At 61.6% G+C, this 16,647-nt stretch carries 17 protein-coding genes; 9 read left to right on the top strand and 8 right to left on the bottom strand.

Annotated elements, in window-relative coordinates:
- Positions 1–121 precede the first annotated feature (121 nt).
- From ACHPFG_RS08215 to rpoE, 3 genes are read right to left on the bottom strand one after another with little or no spacing between them, the layout of a single operon-like run.
- Positions 122–1,084 carry a MucB/RseB C-terminal domain-containing protein gene (locus tag ACHPFG_RS08215; protein WP_431702059.1) on the bottom strand — a complete coding sequence of 321 codons (963 nt, stop codon included), beginning with the start codon at positions 1,082–1,084 and terminating at the stop codon, positions 122–124.
- Positions 1,085–1,100: 16 nt separating this feature from the next.
- Positions 1,101–1,688, bottom strand: coding sequence for a sigma-E factor negative regulatory protein (locus ACHPFG_RS08210; protein WP_012722767.1), 588 nt, complete (start codon positions 1,686–1,688; stop codon positions 1,101–1,103).
- 32 nt (positions 1,689–1,720) lie between these two features.
- Complete coding sequence (rpoE, locus tag ACHPFG_RS08205) at positions 1,721–2,302, bottom strand: RNA polymerase sigma factor RpoE (protein WP_003172477.1); 582 nt, start codon at positions 2,300–2,302, stop codon at positions 1,721–1,723.
- Positions 2,303–2,765: 463 nt separating this feature from the next.
- Between rpoE and nadB the strand changes: the two genes are divergently transcribed.
- Positions 2,766–4,382 carry an L-aspartate oxidase gene (nadB, locus tag ACHPFG_RS08200; RefSeq protein WP_431702058.1) on the top strand — a complete coding sequence of 539 codons (1,617 nt, stop codon included), beginning with the start codon at positions 2,766–2,768 and terminating at the stop codon, positions 4,380–4,382.
- On the opposite strand, the gene ACHPFG_RS08195 is transcribed toward nadB, so the two are convergent.
- Positions 4,351–4,797 (bottom strand): protein YgfX, encoded by a 447-nt coding sequence (locus tag ACHPFG_RS08195; protein WP_431702057.1) that lies wholly within the window; start codon positions 4,795–4,797, stop codon positions 4,351–4,353. The two genes, nadB and ACHPFG_RS08195, sit on opposite strands and share 32 nt — an antisense overlap.
- Positions 4,781–5,035, bottom strand: a complete 255-nt coding sequence (locus ACHPFG_RS08190; RefSeq protein ID WP_027604321.1) for a succinate dehydrogenase assembly factor 2 — start codon at positions 5,033–5,035, stop codon at positions 4,781–4,783. The genes ACHPFG_RS08195 and ACHPFG_RS08190 overlap by 17 nt, the downstream gene beginning before the upstream one ends.
- 140 nt (positions 5,036–5,175) lie before the next feature.
- Between ACHPFG_RS08190 and ACHPFG_RS08185 the strand changes: the two genes are divergently transcribed.
- Positions 5,176–6,117 (top strand): YgfZ/GcvT domain-containing protein, encoded by a 942-nt coding sequence (locus tag ACHPFG_RS08185; RefSeq protein ID WP_431702056.1) that lies wholly within the window; start codon positions 5,176–5,178, stop codon positions 6,115–6,117.
- A 36-nt stretch (positions 6,118–6,153) separates the two neighbouring features.
- Positions 6,154–6,975: an HDOD domain-containing protein gene (locus ACHPFG_RS08180; protein WP_431702055.1), complete on the top strand. Its 822-nt coding sequence runs from the start codon at positions 6,154–6,156 to the stop codon at positions 6,973–6,975.
- Here ACHPFG_RS08180 and ACHPFG_RS08175 read toward each other — a convergent pair whose 3' ends face one another.
- Positions 6,976–8,361 carry a sensor histidine kinase gene (locus ACHPFG_RS08175; RefSeq protein ID WP_145334895.1) on the bottom strand — a complete coding sequence of 462 codons (1,386 nt, stop codon included), beginning with the start codon at positions 8,359–8,361 and terminating at the stop codon, positions 6,976–6,978.
- Entirely contained in the window at positions 8,354–9,025 is a 672-nt protein-coding gene (locus ACHPFG_RS08170) for a response regulator (RefSeq protein WP_027604325.1), read from the bottom strand. Before ACHPFG_RS08170 ends, ACHPFG_RS08175 begins: the two co-directional genes overlap by 8 nt.
- A gap of 235 nt (positions 9,026–9,260) precedes the next feature.
- On the opposite strand from ACHPFG_RS08170, the gene ACHPFG_RS08165 reads away from it, so the two are divergent.
- The 5 genes from ACHPFG_RS08165 (at position 9,261) to ACHPFG_RS08145 (ending at position 14,650) form a co-directional block, all read left to right on the top strand.
- Positions 9,261–10,553: an OprD family porin gene (locus tag ACHPFG_RS08165; protein WP_431702054.1), complete on the top strand. Its 1,293-nt coding sequence runs from the start codon at positions 9,261–9,263 to the stop codon at positions 10,551–10,553.
- Positions 10,554–10,598: 45 nt separating this feature from the next.
- Positions 10,599–11,582 carry a Bug family tripartite tricarboxylate transporter substrate binding protein gene (locus ACHPFG_RS08160; protein WP_431702053.1) on the top strand — a complete coding sequence of 328 codons (984 nt, stop codon included), beginning with the start codon at positions 10,599–10,601 and terminating at the stop codon, positions 11,580–11,582.
- 63 nt (positions 11,583–11,645) lie between these two features.
- Positions 11,646–12,104: a tripartite tricarboxylate transporter TctB family protein gene (locus tag ACHPFG_RS08155; RefSeq protein WP_431702052.1), complete on the top strand. Its 459-nt coding sequence runs from the start codon at positions 11,646–11,648 to the stop codon at positions 12,102–12,104.
- A 1-nt stretch (position 12,105) separates the two neighbouring features.
- Positions 12,106–13,620, top strand: coding sequence for a tripartite tricarboxylate transporter permease (locus ACHPFG_RS08150; protein WP_032888527.1), 1,515 nt, complete (start codon positions 12,106–12,108; stop codon positions 13,618–13,620).
- On the top strand, positions 13,613–14,650 hold the full coding sequence (locus tag ACHPFG_RS08145; RefSeq protein WP_431702051.1) for an AbrB family transcriptional regulator: 1,038 nt from the start codon (positions 13,613–13,615) through the stop codon (positions 14,648–14,650). Before ACHPFG_RS08150 ends, ACHPFG_RS08145 begins: the two co-directional genes overlap by 8 nt.
- 13 nt (positions 14,651–14,663) lie before the next feature.
- On the opposite strand, the gene ung is transcribed toward ACHPFG_RS08145, so the two are convergent.
- The gene (gene ung, locus ACHPFG_RS08140; RefSeq protein WP_027604331.1) at positions 14,664–15,356 is read right to left on the bottom strand and encodes a uracil-DNA glycosylase; all 693 of its coding nucleotides are present in this window, start codon (positions 15,354–15,356) and stop codon (positions 14,664–14,666) included.
- A 136-nt stretch (positions 15,357–15,492) separates the two neighbouring features.
- Here ung and ACHPFG_RS08135 point away from each other — a divergent pair, with 136 nt between their 5' ends.
- Positions 15,493–16,605 carry an enoyl-CoA hydratase/isomerase family protein gene (locus ACHPFG_RS08135; RefSeq protein WP_431702050.1) on the top strand — a complete coding sequence of 371 codons (1,113 nt, stop codon included), beginning with the start codon at positions 15,493–15,495 and terminating at the stop codon, positions 16,603–16,605.
- Positions 16,606–16,647 lie beyond the last annotated feature (42 nt).

The following is a 16,647-nucleotide window of genomic DNA, read 5'->3' as shown; positions in this document are numbered from 1 at the left end:
CCTATAAAAAACATGGGAGTTTTTTGCAAGTGAAAATGCTGATCCAGACATTTCATGCTCTCGGCAGCCAACCTGGCATGGACGTACTGTGAAATATCTGGATGAACATAGGATTAACGACTCACGGCTTGGGGGTGACCTTTTTTTCACCGCGCACCGACAGTGCGATGCGTTCGGCGGTCCCAATAGGTATTTCGCCCACGACCGTCACCATCATTTCGCCATCCACCGTGTTCAAGCGACGAGATACAGCGACCGTAGGGCCTAATTGGGTGCGAGTCTCGGTCACGCTCACATCGCTGATCGGTTCAAGAAACACTGAGAAGCGCGCCAGTCCATCCTCATACATCAGGCTGTCGACTCTGGTTTTGGTATGAGGGTCCCTGCGGGCGCTGCTATTGGTCAACTGAAAGCCCGGCGGCAACCACTCCAAGTGCCAAGCCTCGATGGCCTCTACGGCCGCTGCCTTGGTGTCGCCGACGGCTATAGACGTGCATTCGCTGCTGGGCTGCAAGTCACGATCACTGGGCGTGGTGGAGGTGTCTAGTCGAGTGAACTGAAAACGCTCCAGCAACTGTCCTTGATCGTTCAGCAACAAGGATTTAAGCGGCAGTGCGGTTTCACGATCAAGATGCAGCTCAAAGCCGTAGCGGTATTGATCACGCGGCGTGATCGACACAATTACCGCATTACGACCAGCCACGCGGGATTTTCCGATAACGGCCAGTTCGTAGAATTGCTTGAGTTTTTCGGGATCAAGTGCGCGCGAAGGTGCGTCACGCGAATTGCCAAGGCCGGCGACAAGAGTGCCGCTTACGCATTGAGTACGACCCTCTACACGGACGACTTCCTGGGCAGAACCATCAAGCTGCAAGAGCCGCTCACGGACCTGGCCATTCTGGACGCGATGCCAGATGTCATGGGTAGAAAAACTGCCATTGCGTTCGTAGACAAACGTACCTTGAAAACTTTGCTGCTGCTCTGCACGCCCAAGTCGAGTTAGCCAGTCTTGGGCTTCATCGGCATGGGCGGGGAGTGCAAACCAACCACTGAGCAATAGCGTAAGGAGCGGTATGGCGCGCATAGGGCTCCTTAACGTATCAGCGGTTTTCCAGGCTTGCAGCGCGAGCGTATGGCAGAGCGCTTTCAGTGCCTTTCAAAGCGGATTCCTGTGCGTGTTGGCGCAAGTAGCCTGGAAGACGCTGGTCCTGCCAGCCGGATTGCCCTTGCAACACACCGTTAGCCATAGGGCCGGTGGTGTCGGAGCTTTCCTTGTAGCCGGCCAGAACCGCTGGGCCTTTGACTTGCGGACCGGCCATGACCGGTTGCTGAGTCTGCTGGGCCAGTTCGGCACCGGCGATTTCGTCCTGGTTATACAGGCGAACACCGGCCAGCACTGCAACAGTTACCGAGGCAGCCACTGCCAGGCGACCCAGGCTGCGCCAAGGGCCACGAGTAGCTTTTGCCGGAACGGCTTCATCAGCCAGCGCGGCAGAAACGGCCGCAGCAATATCCAGACGAGGGATTAGAAGATCCTTGTGCATCACCGCCCGAGCGACTTGGTAACGAGACCAGGTATCACGGGTTTCGGCATCATCAAATGCATTAAGCACCCGACGAAGTTCCAGTTCATCCGCTTCGTTATCCATCACTGCGGACAGCGATTCCTGCAGGGCATCACGACTCATGGCGGTTCCTCTCTTGGCTGTCGCCGCTGTCTTTAGTTTTCCTGCAACAACGGTTGCAAGGCTTTATCGATGGCTTCCCGGGCCCGGAAAATCCGTGACCTTACAGTCCCCACCGGACACTGCATGACGCTCGCAATGTCTTCGTAACTCAGACCATCGAATTCACGTAAAGTTAACGCCGTACGTAAATCTTCTGGCAGTTGCTGAATTGTGCGATGAACGGTGCCTTCAATCTCGTCGCGCAGCAATGCACGCTCCGGCGACTCGAGATCTTTGAGGCCGTGATCACCATCGTAAAATTCTGCATCTTCTGAACTTACATCGCTATCCGGTGGGCGGCGTCCGCGAGACACCAGATAGTTCTTCGCCGTGTTGATGGCGATGCGGTACAGCCACGTGTAAAACGCACTATCACCGCGGAAATTGCCCAGCGCACGGTACGCCTTGATAAAGGCTTCCTGTGCAACGTCCTGCGCTTCATGGGTGTCGTGCACAAACCGCACGATCAACCCGAGAATTTTGTGCTGGTATTTCAGCACTAGCAGATCAAATGCTCGCTTGTCGCCGCGTTGAACGCGCTCGACCAGCTGCTGATCCTCTTCCTGGGTTAGCATGAACACTCCTCGTTGTACTTGAAGGAGGCTTGCATAACTAAACGATCAGGCTTGCAAACATAGACTCGGACTTTTCGCAAAAGTTCTCCCCCTCCAAGCAAGTTTCCGGCATGCACTGATTTGGCACACACGAAAAACGCAGCGCGGGTAACGCCGGCTGCGCGAATAATCTTGTCGTCGGTTTTCTGACGCGTCCAATGCTCCCGACGGGCCAATAAACTCAACGTTTTCCCAGCTTTCGGGCAACCTGCTATTGAGTAGAGGCCTATGCAAAAAGTTCCCGCCTCAATAACCGGGTGATTTTACCCGAGCCGTGCACCGTAATCTCACATTGCCACGAATGCCCGACTATTGTGCCGGTCCCCCCCTCTATATACTAGTGGCCCGTGTGACCCTTTGATTCGCCGATCCAGGCGTCCTGTTTGCGCCAGCCCTGTGGATCGCTTTTTGCGGAATCCTTCAAATGAGCCAACAGTTTCAACACGATGTGCTGGTGATCGGCAGCGGCGCGGCCGGCTTGAGCCTTGCGCTGACCCTTCCCAGACACCTGCGCATTGCCGTCCTGAGCAAAGGCGACCTGGCCAACGGTTCGACATTCTGGGCCCAGGGCGGTGTCGCCGCCGTGCTGGACGACACCGACACGGTGCAATCCCACGTTGAAGACACCCTCAACGCTGGCGGCGGCCTGTGCAACGAGGACGCGGTGCGCTTCACCGTCGAGCATAGCCGCGAGGCTATCCAATGGCTGATCGACCAGGGCGTGCCCTTCACCCGCGACGAACACGCCGGCAGCGACGACAGCGGCTTCGAATTCCACCTGACACGCGAAGGCGGCCACAGCCATCGCCGTATCATCCACGCCGCCGACGCTACCGGCGCCGCGATCTTCAAGACCTTGCTCGACCAGGCCCGCCAACGCCCCAACATCGAACTGCTGGAGCAACGCGTCGCCGTCGACCTGATCACCGAAAAACGCCTGGGCCTGGATGGCGAGCGCTGCCTCGGCGCCTACGTGCTCAACCGCACCAGCGGCGAAGTCGACACCTACGGCGCGCGGTTCACCATTCTTGCCTCGGGTGGCGCCGCCAAGGTCTACCTCTACACCAGCAACCCCGACGGCGCCTGCGGCGACGGCATTGCCATGGCCTGGCGCTCGGGTTGCCGGGTGGCCAACCTGGAATTCAACCAGTTCCACCCCACCTGCCTGTATCACCCGCAGGCCAAGAGTTTCCTGATCACCGAAGCCCTGCGCGGCGAAGGTGCACACCTCAAGCTGCCGAACGGTGAGCGCTTCATGCAGCGCTTCGACCCGCGCGCCGAGCTGGCACCGCGAGATATCGTCGCCCGCGCCATCGACCATGAGATGAAGCGCCTGGGTATCGACTGCGTCTACCTGGACATCAGCCACAAGCCCGAAGCGTTCATCAAGACCCACTTCCCGACCGTCTACGAGCGCTGCCTGGCGTTCAACATCGACATCACCAAAGGCCCGATCCCGGTGGTGCCGGCTGCGCACTACACCTGCGGCGGCGTGATGGTCGACCAGCATGGCCGTACGGATGTACCCGGCCTGTACGCGATTGGCGAAACCAGCTTCACCGGGCTGCACGGCGCCAACCGCATGGCCAGCAACTCGCTGCTCGAATGCTTCGTCTATGCCCGCTCGGCGGCGGCGGACATTCTCGAACAACTGCCACGCATTCCCGTACCGGCCGCCCTGCCCCGCTGGGATGCCAGCCAGGTTACCGATTCGGACGAAGACGTGATCATCGCCCACAACTGGGACGAACTGCGGCGCTTCATGTGGGACTACGTGGGGATCGTGCGCACCAACAAGCGCCTGCAACGGGCGCAGCACCGGGTGCGATTGCTGCTGGATGAGATTGATGAGTTCTACAGCAACTACAAGGTCAGCCGTGACCTGATCGAACTGCGCAACCTGGCCCAAGTCGCGGAGTTGATGATCCGCTCAGCCATGGAACGCAAGGAGAGCCGGGGCCTGCATTACACCCTCGACTACCCGCAGATGCTGCCCGAGGCCCGCGACACTATTCTGGTGCCAACCACCTACGGCGGCTGAACTTCAAGCGAACCCGCAGTCGCCGGTGCACATCGGCGGCCTGCGAATCCGTCGGCACGCAGACCGAACGCACCCACCACTCGCCCGGCAGCCGATAGCGCAGCACCACGATCAACGGCAACGCCAGGCTGTCGGGACGCAGTTGCACGCTATGCCAACCGCGCTCCCTGCTGAATAACTGCCAGCCATCTTCATCGCGGCGCAGGCCACGAATCGATGAACGGTGAGTCAGCAGGATATGACGCGGCAACACCCACCCGGCGTGAGCCAGGCACAACAGTATGCCAAGGCTTGAATAGTGCAGATCGACAAACAACAGCGCACCCAGCGCGAACAGCTGGGCAAGGAGATACGCCGCCAGCAACAGCCGTGAGGCCTGCCAGCGGCATTCGAATCGATTACTTGGGCTGGACACGATCCAGGATCATCCGGACCATGCGCTGCAGCTCCGGGTCTTCGGACTCTGCGCGCTCCATGAACCAGCCGAACATGTCCTGATCTTCGCAAGTCAGCAGCCTGACGTAGAGATCGCGATCTTCCTTATTGAGCGTCGCGTACACCTCTTTGGTAAAAGGCACCAGCAACACATCAAGCTCAAGCATGCCACGACGGCTGTGCCAGTAGAGACGATTGATTTCTACATCTTCGACCATGGAGCGCTCCTCAAATAGAGCGCAAGTATACAGGCCCGACGGCACCGGAACAGTCGGCTTTGGTCGCCCCATACGGAAACTATCCATTTGCCGAGCGCCCCTCTATGATGCACCCATGACTTTTTGACCTGCGATGACCCATGGCTGACTCTGCTTTCTTCTGCCCCCTATCCCACGAAGGCGTTCTCGCCGTCCGCGGCTCCGACGCTGCCAAGTTCCTGCAGGGACAACTCACCTGCAACCTCAATTACCTGAGCGACACCCAGGCCAGCCTCGGTGCGCGCTGCACACAAAAAGGCCGCATGCAGTCGAGCTTCCGCATCCTGTTGCAGGGCGACGGCGTACTCCTGGCCATGGCCACCGAGCTGCTCGAACCGCAACTGGCGGACCTGAAGAAATACGCGGTGTTCTCCAAGTCCAAGCTCACCGACGAAAGCGCCGCCTGGGTGCGTTTCGGTGTGACCGATGGCGATCATGCGCTGAGCGGCCTTGGCCTTGAGCTGCCTGCCGAGACGGACAGCGTTGCCCGTACCGAACACCTGATCGCCATCCGCGTCTCCCCCGCCCGCGCCGAACTCTGGGTACCTGCCGGGCAAGCCGACAGCGTACGCAGCCAATTGGCTGCACAGCTGACACAAACCGATTTGAATAACTGGCTGCTGGGCCAGATCCGCGCCGGTATCGGCCAGGTCATGCCCCAGACCCGTGAATTGTTCATCCCGCAAATGCTCAACCTGCAGGCCGTGGGCGGCGTCAGCTTCAAGAAAGGCTGCTACACCGGCCAGGAAATCGTCGCGCGCATGCAGTACCTCGGCAAACTCAAGCGTCGCCTGTACCGCTTGAGCCTGAACGCGGCTGAAATGCCCGAGCCAGGCACCCCGCTGTTTTCCCCCAGCCACAACAGTGCGATCGGCGAAGTGGTGATTGCAGCAAAAGCTGACCAGGTGATTGAACTTCTGGCGGTATTGCAAGCCGAAGCTGCCGATAGTGGCGATGTGCACTTAGGCACGCTGGAAGGCCCCGATTTGCAGCTGCTTGACCTGCCTTACACGCTTGACCGCGATCGTGAGATCCAGCGTTAGTCGCCGTATTTTTCTGCAACACCCTAGAGAGCATGAATGAACAAACTGGCGGAAAAAATCCAACAGGCGTTGGTTAAGGCCATCGACAACGATGACCTGGTTCTGCCGACATTACCGGAAGTGGCCCTGAACATCCGTCAGGCCGCTGAAGACCCGGAAATCAGCATCAGCCACTTGAGTAAAGTGATCGGCCGCGACACTGCGTTGTCAGCGCGCCTGATCAAAGTGGTCAATAGCCCGCTGTTGCGCGCCACCCAGGAAGTCACCGACCTGCACACCGCTATCACCCGGCTGGGCACCAACTACAGCAGCAACCTGGCCATCGGCCTGGTGATGGAACAGATCTTCCACGCCCGCTCCGATGTGGTCGAACAGAAAATGCGCGATGTATGGCGCCGCAGCCTGGAAGTGGCGGGCGTCAGCTATGCCCTGTGCCGCAACCACAGCCAGCTCAAGCCGGACCAGGCAGCGCTGGGCGGCCTGGTGCATCAGATCGGCGTGCTGCCGATCCTGACCTACGCCGAAGACCACTATGAGCTGCTGTCAGACCCGGTCAGCCTCAACCACGTGATCGACAGCATCCACCCGATGCTGGGCGACAAGTTGCTGAGTGGCTGGGACTTCCCGGAAATGCTGGCGAAACTGCCAGGCCAGTACCTGAACCTGGAACGCGACTCAGCCAGCCTCGACTACATCGACGTGGTGCAGATTGCCGTGCTGTATTGCCATCAAGGCACCGACCACCCCCTGGCAAAGGTGGACGTTTCCAGCGTGCCTGCGATGAAAAAACTGCGGGTTGACCCTTACAGCGAGAAGCTGCGCTCAGAGCTGGATGAAGCGCGCGCGATGTTCGATTGATCAACCAGCGATAAAACTTACCCGTACCTTCAACCCCGCGTGCTCGCCGTCATGCAAGCTGATCTGCGCCAGATGCGCGCGACAGATTTCGCCGACGATCGCCAGCCCCAGGCCTGAGCCCATGCCTTGCTGGCTGCGGCGGTAGAAGCGCTCGAACACCCGGTCGCGCTCATCCAGCGGAATACCGGGGCCGTCATCCTCGACTTCCAGTACCGCCGGCGCCGTCACCCGCAGGATCACGTTGCCACCCGGCGGCGTGTGCGCCAGGGCGTTGTCCACCAGGTTGCTCAACAGCTCGTTGAGCAGCGTCGGCTCGCCACGCAACCACACCGGTTCATCCGCCTCCAGCGCCAGTGCCACGCCGCGCGCATGGGCCAACGGCGCCATGGCCATGCCCAGTTCACGGGCCAATTGGCTGAGGTCGAGCAACTGCGCGCCACCTTCGGCAATCGCCCGGGCACCGTTTTCAATGCGCGCCAGGGACAGCAACTGATTGGCCAGGTGGGTCAACCGATCGGTGCCTTGGGCCGCGGTTTCCAGGGTACTGCGCCAGGTTGCGGGGTCTTCGGCGCGCAGGCCCAGTTCCAGGCGCGCCTTGAGCGCCGCCAACGGGGTACGCAGTTCATGGGATGCATCGGCAATAAACTGCGCCTGACGCTCGAACTGGCCGCGCAGGCGTTCGGTGAAGTGGTTGAGGGAACGCACCAGCGGGCCGAACTCATGCTGCACCTCCACCAGCGGCAACGGCCGCAAGTCATCGGGCTGGCGCTCTTCCACCGCCGTGCGCAGGCGCTCCAGCGGGCGCAAGGCGGCGCTGACGGCGAACCACACCAGCAACAAGGCGCCGATGGCGAGCATGCCCAGGCGCAGCAAGGTGTCGGCCATCAGGCTGCGGGCCATGCTCACGCGCGCTTCATCGGTTTCGGCCACGCGGATTTCCGCCATGCCGTTCATATTCGGTTCGGAGACCGCCTTGAGCAGACTGACCACCCGCACTTCCTGGCCTTGGTACTTGGCGTTGTAGAAACGCGCCAGCGCCGGGTAATCGTCGGTACGCGGCGTGCCTGGGGGCGGGCCGGGGAGGTTTTCGTAGCCGGAAATCAGCTTCTGATCAATGTCATTGACCTGGTAATAAATGCGCCCGGCGCTGTCGTAGGCAAAGGTGTCCAGGGCGACATAGGGCACGTTGGCGCTAAGGGTGCCGTCCACTTGGGTCAGGCCGGCGGCAATGGTACGCGCCGAGGCCAGCAACGTGCGGTCATAGGCGGTGTCGGCCGCCTCGCGGCCGTTCCAGTAGGCACTCATGCCACTGGCGAGCATCAACAGCACCAGCAGAAGCGCCAGGTTCCACAGCAGGCGCCAGCGCAGGCTGCTGGGCTTATGCATCGCGGGCTTCCAGCAGGTAGCCGAGACCGCGGAACGTCACGATGGCGATGGGTTGGCCATCGAGCTTCTTGCGCAGGCGGTGCACGTAGATTTCGATGGCGTCGGGGCTGGCCTCTTCGTCCAGGCCGAACACCTGGGAAGCCAGTTGCTCCTTGCTCATCACCCGGCCTGGGCGGGCGATCAGCGCTTCGAGCACGGCTTGCTCGCGGGAGGTCAACGTCATCAGCTCGCCGCCCACGGTGAAACGGCGGGTGTCGAGGTCATAGACCAGCACACCGCAGGCCTGCTGGCGCTCGCCGCCCAACACACTGCGGCGCAGCAGCGCCTTGACCCGCGCTTCCAGTTCGGTCAGTTCGAACGGTTTGGCCAGGTAATCATCGGCGCCCAGGTTCAGACCATGCACGCGGTCCTTCACATCGCTGCGCGCGGTCAGCATCAGCACCGGCAGGTTTTTCCCCCGCGCCCGCAAGCGCGCCAGCACCTCGAAACCGTCCATGCGGGGCAGGCCCACATCCAGGATGGCCACCGCGTAATCCTCACTGCTCAAGGCCAGGTCGGCGGCCACGCCGTCATGCAATACGTCAACGGTCAAACCCGTGCTCTTGAGCGCTTGGGCGACGCTTTCGGCGAGTTGCAGATGGTCTTCAACCAGAAGGACACGCATGGATTTCCACCTTATTCGGACGTGGTCGGCGCCACGCTTTGCCGGGCAGTTTACAGGCGCCGACTGCCCTGTGAAGCCTGAAAACATTGAAAGACCGCTGAAAGGTTAGTGAAAGCTTCGCCCTTTAGCATCAAGCCACGGTAGGTGATGCCTGCCGAGCGACCTGATGGGTCGCGACCGAAAAACGCCTCGAAGCGTTTTCGCCAAAATAAGAACAATAACGGAGTGCACCACGATGCTGTCGACACAGCCCCAGGCTTGCCCGCCTGTTCGTATTTCCCGCCTGACCCACACCGCCCTTGCCAGTGCCGCTGCCCTTGCCGGCTTTTCGCCGCTTGGCCAGGCTGCCTTCTTCGAAGACAGCAGCGCGACCCTGGAAACCCGCAACATGTACTTCAATCGCGACTTTCGCGACGGCACCAGCGCCCAGCAATCCAAGCGCGACGAATGGGCCCAGGGCTTCATGCTCAACCTGCAATCGGGCTACACCGACGGCACCGTCGGCTTTGGCGTGGATGCACTGGGCATGCTCGGGGTCAAGCTCGACTCCAGCCCCGACCGCACCGGCACCGGCCTGCTGCCCACCCACGACGATGGCCGCGCCGCCAACGAGTACTCCAAGCTGGGCCTGACCGGCAAAGTGAAGATTTCCGCCACCGAGCTGAAGATCGGTTCGCTGATGCCCGAGCTGCCGATCCTCAAGCCCAACGACGGCCGCATCCTGCCGCAGACCTTCAACGGTGGCCTGATCACCTCCAAGGAATTCAAGAACCTGGTCTTCACCGGTGGCCGTCTCGACAAAGCCAAGGACCGCGACGACAGCAACTACGAAGACATCGCCCTCAACAACAAGAACAGCCGCTTCCTCAGCGGTGCCACCGGCAAGCATTTCAACTTCGGCGGCGTCGACTACAAGTTCGCCGACAAGATCACCGGCAGCTACCACTTTGCCCAGCTCGATGACGTGTATCGCCAGCACTTCCTCGGCCTGGTCGCCGCGCGTCCGATGGGCCCCGGCACCTTCGCCACCGACCTGCGCCTGGCGCTCAGCGATGACACAGGCGCCGCCCGTGGCGGCAAGATCGACAACACCTCCCTCAACGGCCTGTTCAGCTATGCCCTCAATGGCCATAAGCTCAGCGCCGGCTACCAGCATATGTCCGGCGACAGCGCCTTTCCCTATGTGGATGGCAGCGACCCGTACCTGGTCAACTTCGTGCAGATCAACGACTTTGCCGGCGCCGAAGAGCGCTCCTGGCAGGCGCGCTACGACTACGACTTCACCAAGCTGGGCATTCCCGGCCTGAGTTTCATGAGCCGTTACCTGTCGGGTGACAATATCAAGCTCAGGAACGGCGACACCGGCAAGGAATGGGAGCGCAACAGCGAGATCAAGTACGTGGTGCAAAGCGGCACATTCAAGGATGTCGCCGTACGCCTGCGCAATGCCACGTACCGCTCCAACTACTCAGCCCGTGATGCGGATGAAATGCGCCTGCTGGTCAGCTACAGCGTTGCGCTCTGGTAAGTAGTGCCTGGTAAGCCACTCATAACAACAAAGACGGAGATCACCATGACCCCTTCACTGCGTAAATTTGCCCTCGCCGCCGGCTGCATGCTGTTCGCCGGCCACCTGCTGGCCGCCGACGAACCCAAGCGCCCGGAGTGCATCGCCCCAGCCTCCCCTGGCGGCGGTTTTGACCTGACCTGCAAGCTGGCGCAAAGCGCGCTGGTCAACGAGAAGTTGCTGAGCAAGCCGATGCGCGTGACCTACATGCCGGGCGGCGTGGGCGCGGTGGCCTATAACGCGGTGGTGGCCCAGCGTCCTGCGGACGGCGGTACGTTGGTGGCCTGGTCCAGCGGTTCGCTGTTGAACCTGGCCCAGGGCAAGTTCGGGCGCTTCGATGAGAGCGCCGTACGCTGGTTGGCCGCAGTCGGCACCAGCTACGGCGCCATCGCCGTTAAAGCCGATTCGCCCTACAAGACCCTCGACGACCTGGTTAAAGCCCTGAAGAAAGATCCGGGCAGCGTAGTGATCGGTTCCGGCGGCACCGTCGGCAGCCAGGACTGGATGCAAACCGCGCTGATCGCCAAGGCCGCCGGGATCAACCCGCGCGAACTGCGCTACGTGGCGCTCGAAGGCGGCGGTGAAATCGCCACCGCCCTGCTCGGTGGGCATATCCAGGTCGGCAGTACCGACATCTCCGACTCCATGCCGCACATCCTCAGCGGTGACATGCGCCTGCTGGCGGTGTTCTCCGAGGAGCGCCTGGACGAACCGGAAATGAAGAATATTCCGACCGCCAAAGAGCAAGGCTACGACATCGTCTGGCCGGTGGTGCGTGGCTTCTACCTCGGGCCAAAAGTCAGCGATGCCGACTACGCCTGGTGGAAGGAAGCCTTCGACAAACTGCTGGCCTCTGACGAGTTCGCCAAGCTGCGTGACCAGCGCGAACTGTTCCCGTTCGCCATGACCGGCCCGGAGCTGGACACCTACGTGAAGAAACAGGTGGCTGACTACAAAGTGCTGGCCAAAGAGTTCGGCCTGATCCAGTAATCGCCCCTTCTTCCTTGCGCGGCCACGCCCTCCTCCACAGCGGGTGTGGCCCAGGAGTTCTACATGCTCTTACAACGCATTTTTGCCGCAGTGCTGTTGCTGGCCTGTGCCGGCCTGGCACTGATGGCCTGGCCGTATCAGGCGGCTTTTTCCTACGAGCCGGTGGGGCCTCGGGCCTTCCCACTGCTGATGCTCGGGCTGATGAGCCTGGCGCTGATCTATATGCTGATCCGCCCGCAGCCGACCAAACATACTGAAGAAGAACCCGCGCTGGACCGCGCCACGTTGGTCAAGATCTGCATCTGCGTGGCGCTGTTGATCGTGTTTGCCGCCACCTTCGAACCGCTCGGTTTCATTCTCAGCAGCATGCTGATCGGCATCCCCATGGCGCGCCTGTATGGCGGCCGCTGGGTGCCCAGCGTGGTGATCGTCAGCCTGATGGCCATCGGTCTTTATCTGCTGTTCGATAAAGCCATGGATGTTCCGCTGCCCCTCGGCCTGCTCGACGTTCTGGAGAACTGATATGGATACTTTCGGCTATTTGGGCCAGGGCTTCGGCGTTGCACTGTCCCCCTACAACCTGGTGACCGCCCTGTGCGGCACCCTGATCGGCACCGTGGTCGGCCTGTTGCCCGGCCTGGGCCCGATCAATGGCGTGGCGCTGTTGATCCCCATCGCATTCGCCCTGGGCCTGCCGCCGGAATCGGCGTTGATCCTGCTGGCGGCCGTGTACCTGGGCTGCGAATACGGCGGCCGTATCAGCTCGATCCTGCTGAACATCCCGGGCGAAGCCTCCACCGTGATGACCACCCTCGACGGCTACCCGATGGCCCGCAAAGGCCTGGCCGGTGTGGCGCTGTCGTTATCCGCATGGAGTTCGTTCATCGGCGCGTTTATCGCCACCTGCGGCATGGTGCTGTTTGCGCCGCTGCTGGCCAAATGGGCGATTGCCTTCGGCCCGGCGGAATACTTCGTACTGATGGTGTTCGCGATTGTCTGCCTGGGCGGCATGGCCGGTGACAAGCCGCTGAAGACCTTCGTGGCGGCGCTGATCGGCCTGTTCCTTTCGGCCGTGGGCATCGACGCCAACAGCGGCGTGTACCGTTTTACCGGCGACAACATCCACCTCACCGACGGCATCCAGTTTGTGGTGTTGGTGCTGGGCCTGTTCTCCATCAGCGAGATCCTGTTGCTGCTGGAAAAAACCCACCGTGGCCAGGAAGCGGTAAAAGCCACCGGGCGGATGATGTTCAACCTGAAGGAAGCAGGTTCGGTGTTCGTGGTGAACATCCGTTGCGGCCTGCTCGGTTTCATCATGGGCGTGCTGCCCGGCGCGGGCGCCACCTTGGCCTCGGCCGTGGCCTACATGACCGAGAAACGCCTGGCCGGTGCCAGCGGCAAATTCGGCCAGGGCGACATGCGCGGCCTGGCTGCACCGGAAACCGCGATCGGCGCGTCCGCCTGCGGCGCCCTGGTGCCGATGCTGACCCTCGGCGTTCCCGGTTCGGGCACCACCGCGGTGATGATCGGAGCCCTGTCGCTGTACAACATCACCCCCGGCCCGCTGCTGTTCCAACAACAACCGGACATCGTCTGGGGCCTGATCGCCTCGTTGTTCATCGCCAACATCATGCTGGTGATCCTCAACATCCCGATGATCCGCATCTTCACGCGCATCCTCGCCGTGCCGAACTGGGCGCTGGTGCCGGTGATCGCGATCATCACCGCGATCGGTGTGTACGCGGTCCACGCCACCACTTTCGACCTGTTCCTGATGGTCGGTATCGGTATCTTCGGCTACATCCTGCGCAAGCTGGACTTCCCGCTGTCGCCGGTGCTGCTGGGCTTTATCCTCGGCGGCCTGATGGAGCAGAACCTGCGCCGCGCGCTGTCGATCTCCAACGGTGCGCTGGAAATCCTGTGGTCGAGCCCGATCACCTTTGGCGTCTGGGTGCTGACCGCCATCATGCTGTTTGTACCGTTGCTGCGTATCTGGCGTAAACGTGCCCAACAGCGTCGTGCCGTGGCCGATGTCTGAGGTCACCTTTAGACATTGGTGGGGAACACCGCTGGTCGGTCTGGCCGGCGGTTACCTGGCCAGCCTGGTCGGCTGGCCTTTGCCGTACATGGTCGGCTCATTGCTGGCGATTATCCTCGTGCGTTGCCTCACGCCGTGGCAATTGGCGGAGATTCCCGGCGGGCGCAAATGCGGCCAATGGGTGGTGGGCATCGGCATCGGCCTGCACTTCACCCCGGTGGTGATCGAGCAGGTAATGAGCCACTTCGGCCTGATTTTCTTCGGTGCGCTGGTCACCAGCCTATCGAGCGTGGTGGGCGTGTGGTTGATGCGCCGCAGTGGTGAAGACCGCGCCACGGCGTTTTTCTCCAGCATGCCGGGCGGTTCCGGGGAGATGGTCAACCTCGGCGCACGCAATGGCGCGGTGCTCAGCCGCGTGGCGGCCGGGCAGAGTTTGCGCGTGCTGGTGGTGGTGCTGTGCGTGCCGGCGATCTTCAAGTATTTGCTGGACGGTGGTGCGCCGCAGTTTCATCCGGCGCCAGTAAGTTGGGCGTGGCTGGCGGTGCTGTTTCCAGTCGGTGCTCTGGTGGCCTGGGGCTGGCAGCGCTTGCATCAGCCTAACCCGTGGTTGTTCGGCCCATTGCTGGTCAGTGCCACGGCCAGCGTGGTGTGGGACCTGCATATCGGCCTGCCCGACGGTGGCAGCCAGATCGGCCAATGGTTGATCGGCAGCGGGTTGGGCTGCCACTTCAATCGGCAGTTCTTCCGTCGAGCGCCGTCGTTCATGGGCCGCACCTTGATCGGCACGGCCTTGACCATGGCGCTGGCAACGTTGGCGGCAGTGGGCTTGAGCGCCCTCACCCATCTGGACCTGCGCTCGCTGACCCTGGGCATGATGCCCGGCGGGATTGCCGAGATGAGCCTCACGGCCGAGACCCTGCAACTGTCGGTGCCGTTGGTGACGGCGATGCAGGTGATGCGCTTGTTGTTTGTGCTGTTTTTGGCAGAGCCGTTGTTCCGGCATTGGAACCGTCAGCCGGAAACCATCTAAACCCTCAACGGCCTTAGAGCGGCGGCAACCGCCACTCAATCGGCGTCTCGCCATTCTGCTCAAGAAACTTGTTGGTGCGGCTGAAATGCCCGCAACCCAGAAACCCGCGATACGCCGACAACGGCGACGGATGCACCGACGTCAGCACCAGGTGCTTGGTGGCATCAACCAGCTTCTGCTTGCCCTGGGCATGGGCGCCCCACAACAGGAACACCAAATGCGGCTGGTGTTCGCTGACCACTTCGATAATCCGATCGGTAAAGAATTGCCAGCCCTTGCCCGCATGCGCATTGGCGTTGGCGCGTTCCACGGTCATGGTGGTGTTGAGCAGCAACACGCCCTGGTCGGCCCAGCTCTGCAGGCAGCCGTGATTGGGGATGTCGATGTTCAGGTCGCGCTTGAGCTCTTTGTAGATATTGACCAGAGACGGCGGCGCCGGCACGCCCGGTTGCACCGAGAAGCACAAGCCGTGGGCCTGCCCGGGGCCGTGGTACGGGTCCTGGCCGAGGATCACCACCTTGACCTTGTCCAGCGGCGTTGAGTTAAGCGCATTGAAGATCAGCGGACCGGGCGGGTAGATCTCTTTGCCGGCGGCATGTTCCTGGCGCAGGAACTCGCGCAACTGACCCATGTAGGGCTTATCGAACTCATCACGCAGGGCGTGTTTCCAGCTGGGTTCGAGTTTGATACGGTCGCCTTCGGTCATAGTTGAAATGTCTTGTAGAAAAGAATGAGGCGAACCCTAGGAAAGCCGGCCCTGCTTGTCAATTGATCTGACACACCACCGGCACTTTCCCACGAAGCGATCATACTGATCCTTCACCTTCTCGATTGAGGTCACGATGAATCTGCACTTCGAAGAACTGACCGGCAGTGGCGGCGCCCGCATTGGCATCGCCAGCCTGGACGCTGAAAAGTCCCTCAATGCCCTCTCCTTGCCGATGATCCTGGCCCTGACTGATCGCCTGGACACTTGGGCCAAAGACCCGAACATCGCCTGTGTGCTCCTGCGTGGCAACGGGCCCAAGGCCTTTTGCGCCGGCGGCGAGGTGCGCAGCCTGGCCCAGGCCTGCCGCGAGCAGCCGGGGGAAGTGCCAGCCCTGGCCGCACAGTTTTTTGCCGCGGAATATCGCCTCGACTACCGTTTGCACACTTACCCTAAACCGCTGATCTGTTGGGGCCACGGTTACGTGCTGGGCGGTGGCATGGGCCTGCTGCAAAGCGCGGCCATACGGATTGTCACGCCGAGCAGCCGCCTGGCCATGCCCGAGATCAGCATCGGCCTGTACCCGGACGTGGGCGCCAGCTGGTTCCTGTCGCGCCTGCCCGGCAAGCTGGGGTTATTCTTTGGCCTCACCGGCGCCCATATCAACGGCCGTGACGCCCTGGACCTGGGCCTGGCCGACCGTTTCCTGCGTGACGATCAACAAGACGAGTTACTCGAGGGTTTGCTGCAACTGAACTGGCAGGAACAGACCGCGATCCAGCTCAACAGCCTGCTCAAGGCCCTGGCCCAGGAAGCCGTGGCCCAGCAACCCGAGGCGCAATGGCTGCCACGTCGGGCACAAATCGACGAATGGCTGGACGTCGGTGATGTGCGCAGCGCCTGGCGCGCCTTGAGCCCGCTGCGCGACCACGCCGACCCGCTGTTCAACCGCGCCGGCAAGACACTGAGCGAAGGCTGCCCGCTGACCGCGCACCTGGTGTGGGAACAGATCCAGCGTGCCCGTCATCTGTCCCTGGCCGAGGTGTTCCAGATGGAATACACCCTGAGCCTGAACTGCTGCCGCCATCCGGAGTTCAGCGAAGGGGTGCGCGCGCGGTTGATCGACAAGGACCAGACGCCCCACTGGCATTGGCCGGACATCAATACGGTCCCCGACGCCGTGGTGCAGGCGCACTTCACCAAGGCGTGGGAAGGCCGGCATCCGCTGGCGGACTTGTCCGATTACTGACGTTTTGCGCCCATAAAAAAGCGGCGCTTCATGCGCCGCTTG

Source organism: Pseudomonas sp. BR20, from assembly GCF_050780135.1.
Classification (GTDB): Bacteria; Pseudomonadota; Gammaproteobacteria; order Pseudomonadales; family Pseudomonadaceae; genus Aquipseudomonas.
The sequence above is the reverse complement of the archived record's forward strand: the minus strand, read 5'-3'. Positions and strand labels throughout refer to the sequence as shown.

What these genes read in the sequence shown, in the direction of transcription:
- ACHPFG_RS08135 (WP_431702050.1), top strand. Translation starts at nt 15,493, where the DNA reads ATGAATCTGCACTTCGAAGAACTGACCGGCAGTGGCGGCGCCCGCATT.
- ACHPFG_RS08160 (WP_431702053.1), top strand. Translation starts at nt 10,599, where the DNA reads ATGACCCCTTCACTGCGTAAATTTGCCCTCGCCGCCGGCTGCATGCTG.
- ACHPFG_RS08210 (WP_012722767.1), bottom strand. Translation starts at nt 1,688, where the DNA reads ATGAGTCGTGATGCCCTGCAGGAATCGCTGTCCGCAGTGATGGATAAC.
- ACHPFG_RS08180 (WP_431702055.1), top strand. Translation starts at nt 6,154, where the DNA reads ATGAACAAACTGGCGGAAAAAATCCAACAGGCGTTGGTTAAGGCCATC.
- ACHPFG_RS08215 (WP_431702059.1), bottom strand. Translation starts at nt 1,084, where the DNA reads ATGCGCGCCATACCGCTCCTTACGCTATTGCTCAGTGGTTGGTTTGCA.
- ACHPFG_RS08165 (WP_431702054.1), top strand. Translation starts at nt 9,261, where the DNA reads ATGCTGTCGACACAGCCCCAGGCTTGCCCGCCTGTTCGTATTTCCCGC.
- ACHPFG_RS08185 (WP_431702056.1), top strand. Translation starts at nt 5,176, where the DNA reads ATGGCTGACTCTGCTTTCTTCTGCCCCCTATCCCACGAAGGCGTTCTC.
- nadB (WP_431702058.1), top strand. Translation starts at nt 2,766, where the DNA reads ATGAGCCAACAGTTTCAACACGATGTGCTGGTGATCGGCAGCGGCGCG.
- ACHPFG_RS08170 (WP_027604325.1), bottom strand. Translation starts at nt 9,025, where the DNA reads ATGCGTGTCCTTCTGGTTGAAGACCATCTGCAACTCGCCGAAAGCGTC.
- ACHPFG_RS08190 (WP_027604321.1), bottom strand. Translation starts at nt 5,035, where the DNA reads ATGGTCGAAGATGTAGAAATCAATCGTCTCTACTGGCACAGCCGTCGT.
- ACHPFG_RS08145 (WP_431702051.1), top strand. Translation starts at nt 13,613, where the DNA reads ATGTCTGAGGTCACCTTTAGACATTGGTGGGGAACACCGCTGGTCGGT.
- ACHPFG_RS08175 (WP_145334895.1), bottom strand. Translation starts at nt 8,361, where the DNA reads ATGCATAAGCCCAGCAGCCTGCGCTGGCGCCTGCTGTGGAACCTGGCG.
- rpoE (WP_003172477.1), bottom strand. Translation starts at nt 2,302, where the DNA reads ATGCTAACCCAGGAAGAGGATCAGCAGCTGGTCGAGCGCGTTCAACGC.
- ACHPFG_RS08155 (WP_431702052.1), top strand. Translation starts at nt 11,646, where the DNA reads ATGCTCTTACAACGCATTTTTGCCGCAGTGCTGTTGCTGGCCTGTGCC.
- ung (WP_027604331.1), bottom strand. Translation starts at nt 15,356, where the DNA reads ATGACCGAAGGCGACCGTATCAAACTCGAACCCAGCTGGAAACACGCC.
- ACHPFG_RS08150 (WP_032888527.1), top strand. Translation starts at nt 12,106, where the DNA reads ATGGATACTTTCGGCTATTTGGGCCAGGGCTTCGGCGTTGCACTGTCC.